The sequence below is a fragment of the Haloferax sp. s1 genome (genome assembly GCF_058382125.1).
Genome location: NZ_JBZRPK010000381.1, coordinates 1 through 3,877 on the forward strand (window position 1 = coordinate 1; position 3,877 = coordinate 3,877).

Here is a 3,877-nt window from a genome sequence, read left to right on the forward strand (position 1 = left end):
GTGAGAACGTGACGACGTGCGCGTGGTCGCTGTCGCGGAGATGCGGAAGCGCGGCGTGAGTGGGCGCGTGGGAACCGCGGGCGTTCACGTCCATGAGGAGGTCGAAGCGCTTCGGCGGCGTGTTCTCGAAGTTCGCGATGTGAATCGCGCCGGCGTTGTTGACGACGAAGTCGATGCCGCCGAAGGCGTCGACCGTCTCGTCGATGGCGGTCTGTATGGAGTCGTCGTCGCGCACGTCGAGTTGACACCAGATAGACGAGCCACCGCGATTTCGGATTTCCTCCGTCGTCTCTACGATGGTCCCGGGTAGGTCCTCGCGCTCCTCGACAGTCTTCCCGGTCGAAACTACGTTGGCACCGCGGTCCGCCAGTTCGAGTGCAATCTGCTTGCCGATACCGCGACTCGTTCCGGTGATGAAGGCCGTCCGGCCCTCGAAATCCACATCATCGAATACCATAGAGACACATTGTCAATCGGCCACTTGACGTTTCGTACACCGACACTCCGTTCAACACGGTTTGTGGGGTTGCGGTGAATGGCTCGGTACGGACGAGGCCATCGGCGACTCAGTTTGGGGAAGCCAACCCATCGAGCGGGAGGTTTCCGTCGCCGCTGGCGCGGACTGTCTTACCACCGAACCCGGGGCGAGATGCCTGCACGGTGAACCGACAGTACAGCGACGAGGGAATCGACTTCGCCGACGGCGCGAACACGACCGGGACGAAAATCGTCCCTTGAGTCTGGACGTTCTTGAGTTCGACTACGGTCTGTTTGACGGTACTTTCGAGGTCGTAGTACGCTGAGAAACCGTCCCACTGCCCGGGTGGCTCGACACGGGCTTCGTAGCTCGCTGCTGCCTCGTACGACGACGGTGGCTCGAACCGAAAGCGGAACCAATCGGGGTGGTACCCCTCGTAGGGGTCGCTTGCGGCGAGCCCGCCGATGGTCGAGTTGAACCGTAGCGACAGCGTCGGAAAGTGGTCCTCGGGCCGAGTCACCCGTTTTACCTCTACAGCCGCGTACCCGATTCCGTCCTTGTCCCCCTCTCGCCGCGGATAGCGCCAGCGAATCTCGGGATTCTGTCCGTCTTGGACTGTCGTCTCGGCCCCGACGTGTTCGGGTCCGGTCCCGGGAATCCGTCCGCTACATCCTGCAAGGCTACCGACGACCGCCGACCCGAGTCCTGCGAGGACGTCCCTTCGAGTTCGACGTTCGCCGTCGGAGTCTGACGTGGAGGGCATCTAAGCTCGTGCGCTTGTGGACTGTCTGTCAACAAAGTAACCCCCGATTCGGATATTCCGCATCGCCCGCTCTCGCCATACCCGCCAGCACCGATTCTCTTTTTGCCAGTCACCGTCCACTCCGTATCGATGGACCTGCTCATCGTCGGTGCGGGCGCAATGGGTCGTTGGTTCGGCCGGACGGTCGACGCCGACCTCGCGTTCGCCGATGCGGACCCCGAAAGAGCGACGGCTGCAGCCGACGACCTCGGCGGTCGCGCCGTCCCGCTGGACGGCGACGAGCAATTCGACGTGGTGTGTCTCGCGGTCCCGATGCGACTCGCCACCGAAGCCGTCGACGCAAACGCGCACCGCGCCACAGACGTGATGTGCGACGTAACCGGCTCGATGGCCGCCCCAGTAGCGGCCATGCGTGAACACCTCGACGGTCACGAACGCCTCAGTCTTCACCCGCTTTTCGCGCCGCAAAACGGTCCCGGAAACGTCGCCGCGGTCGTCGACGAGTCTGGACCGCTTACCGACGCGATTCTCGCGGACCTCGATTCGGCCGGGAACCACGTCTTCGAGACGACCCCGGAAGAACACGACAGGGCGATGGAGACAGTTCAGGCCGCCGCCCACGCCGCCGTCCTCTCGTTTGGCCTCGCCGCCGACAACGTTCGTGACGAATTCGCCACGCCGGTTTCGGCCGCGTTAGACGAACTCGTCGCGTCGGTGTCGGGTGGCACGCCACGCGTGTATGCCGACATTCAGTCTTCGTTCGGCGACGGGACTGACCGCGTTGCCGACGCCGCCCGCGCCCTCGCAATGGCGGACCCCGAAACGTTCGCCGACCTCTACCGGACTGTCGCTCGCAGCGACACCAGCAAAGACGGGAACGAACACGAGACCGACAAGCACGACCCTGTCGAGTGACGAATGATGGGTGAGACTACCGCCGAGTGGCGAATCGAATCCCGATTTCCACCTCGAAAATCCCACCACTCCACAGTTCACTGATGATAGATAGAGACGCCGTCCGCGACAACGCGAAGTACCTCAGAAACGTTCGCCCCATCGACCCCGACGAGATAGCCGACTACATCGAAGGCGCACCGCACCCTGCGGTGGTGAAACAGACGCTCCGCGAGGAGGCCTCCGACCTCGGTCTCTTCGAGCGCGACGACGGGACGTTCGTCCCCGTGAGCGGCGACCCCGTTCCCTTCCAAAACTGGTCGCCGACGGCCTTCCCTGACGATTACTCGTTCGCCCTCGAAGACATGCTCATCGAGCGCTATGGGGCGAACTGGCACGTCGGCGACTCGGGCGACCGACTTCGGCAGCGCGTCCGGCAACTGAAAGAGGACTACTACCGAGGGAACCCCGTCGAGTACGACGAAGACGCCGCTCTCGGCTACGCTATCTACCATCTCCCCGACTATTACGCCGCCGTGGGCTACGTCCTCTCCGACCTCGCGGAGCGTAACCTGCTCTCGCGTACCCTTCGCATCCTCGATGTCGGTGCCGGAACCGGCGGGCCCGCCCTCGGTCTCCACGACTACCTCCCGGACGACTCGGTTGTCGACTATCACGCGCTCGAACCGAGCGCCTCCGCCGACGTGCTCGAACGAATGCTCGGCGAGGCCCGCCGAAACTTCCGGACGACCGTCTACCGCGAGACGGCCGAGGCGTTCGACCCCGAGGGCGAGTACGATATCGTGCTCTTCGGGAGCGTCCTGAGCGAACTGGACGACCCCGCCGCAGTCGTTCGGAAATACCTCGACGCTCTCGCAGACGACGGGGCCATTGTCGCAATCGCTCCCGCCGACCGAAACACGAGCATCGGTCTCCGAGAAATCGAACGCGAGGTGGCTCCGGCAAACGGCGATGTGACGGTCTACTCGCCGACGCTTCGGCTCTGGGACGGCTACGCGCCATCGGACCGCGGGTGGTCATTCGACGTGAAGTCCGACCTCGACGTGCCGGGGTTCCAGCGCCGACTCGACGAGGGCCGCGACAGCGACGAAGACGAAGGGACGTTCATCAACGTCGACGTGCAGTACTCCTATAGCATTCTCCGAACCGACGGGGAACGCCGTCTCGACGTTCGCGGGAACCCGTCGCGGTTCGCCAAGATGGCCGAGATGGAGCGACACGTCACGAACCGCATCGACCTCCTCGCGGTGAAACTGAGCCACGACCTCTCGGAGGGGAACAATCAGGTGTTCAAAATCGGCGACGGCAGCGAGGGAGTCGACCACTACGCCGTCCGAACGCACCCGACAGTGCTGAACGCCGACGTGGCGGATGCCGACTACGGCGACGTGCTTGTGTTCGAAAATATCCTCGCGCTCTGGAACGACGACGAGGAGGCCTACAACCTCGTCGTCGACGACGAGACCCTCGTCGACCGCGTCGCCTGATTCAAACGCCAAACGCACCGCCCAGTTTTACTACGGGTCTCGCGCGACGGATGGCTTTTTGCGGGTTCCGTTCTCAGTCGAGACCATGAGCGAATCGAGCATCCTCCTCACTAACGACGACGGCATCGAGAGCGTGGGCTTCCGCGCACTCTACGACGCCCTCTCGGAGTTCGCCGACGTAACCGCCGTCGCACCCGAGACGGACCAGAGCGCGGTCGGTCGGAAGATGTCGAC

5 protein-coding genes are annotated in these 3,877 nt (G+C 63.7%); 3 read left to right on the forward strand and 2 right to left on the reverse strand.

The genetic code is table 11. The features are described 5' to 3' along the window. Both QT222_RS04830 and QT222_RS04835 read right to left on the reverse strand, forming a co-directional pair. Nucleotides 1-457, reverse strand: a 457-nt coding sequence (locus QT222_RS04830; protein WP_491476481.1) for an SDR family NAD(P)-dependent oxidoreductase, incomplete at its 3' end; no start/stop codon positions are given. 109 nt (nucleotides 458-566) lie between these two features. Continuing rightward, complete coding sequence (locus QT222_RS04835) at nucleotides 567-1,241, reverse strand: hypothetical protein (RefSeq protein ID WP_491476482.1); 675 nt, start codon at nucleotides 1,239-1,241, stop codon at nucleotides 567-569. A gap of 129 nt (nucleotides 1,242-1,370) precedes the next feature. Here QT222_RS04835 and QT222_RS04840 point away from each other — a divergent pair, with 129 nt between their 5' ends. The 3 genes from QT222_RS04840 to QT222_RS04850 form a co-directional block, all read left to right on the forward strand. Next, nucleotides 1,371-2,156 carry a prephenate dehydrogenase/arogenate dehydrogenase family protein gene (locus QT222_RS04840; RefSeq protein WP_491476483.1) on the forward strand — a complete coding sequence of 262 codons (786 nt, stop codon included), beginning with the start codon at nucleotides 1,371-1,373 and terminating at the stop codon, nucleotides 2,154-2,156. An 83-nt stretch (nucleotides 2,157-2,239) separates the two neighbouring features. Then, nucleotides 2,240-3,643, forward strand: coding sequence for a small ribosomal subunit Rsm22 family protein (locus QT222_RS04845; protein ID WP_491476484.1), 1,404 nt, complete (start codon nucleotides 2,240-2,242; stop codon nucleotides 3,641-3,643). An 85-nt stretch (nucleotides 3,644-3,728) separates the two neighbouring features. Continuing rightward, on the forward strand, nucleotides 3,729-3,877 hold a 149-nt coding region (locus QT222_RS04850), incomplete at its 3' end, for a 5'/3'-nucleotidase SurE (RefSeq protein WP_491476485.1).

Bases quoted from the DNA above. Each gene is read 5' to 3' on its own strand.
- QT222_RS04835 (WP_491476482.1), bottom strand. From the start codon at position 1,241: ATGCCCTCCACGTCAGACTCCGACGGCGAACGTCGAACTCGAAGGGAC.
- QT222_RS04840 (WP_491476483.1), top strand. From the start codon at position 1,371: ATGGACCTGCTCATCGTCGGTGCGGGCGCAATGGGTCGTTGGTTCGGC.
- QT222_RS04845 (WP_491476484.1), top strand. From the start codon at position 2,240: ATGATAGATAGAGACGCCGTCCGCGACAACGCGAAGTACCTCAGAAAC.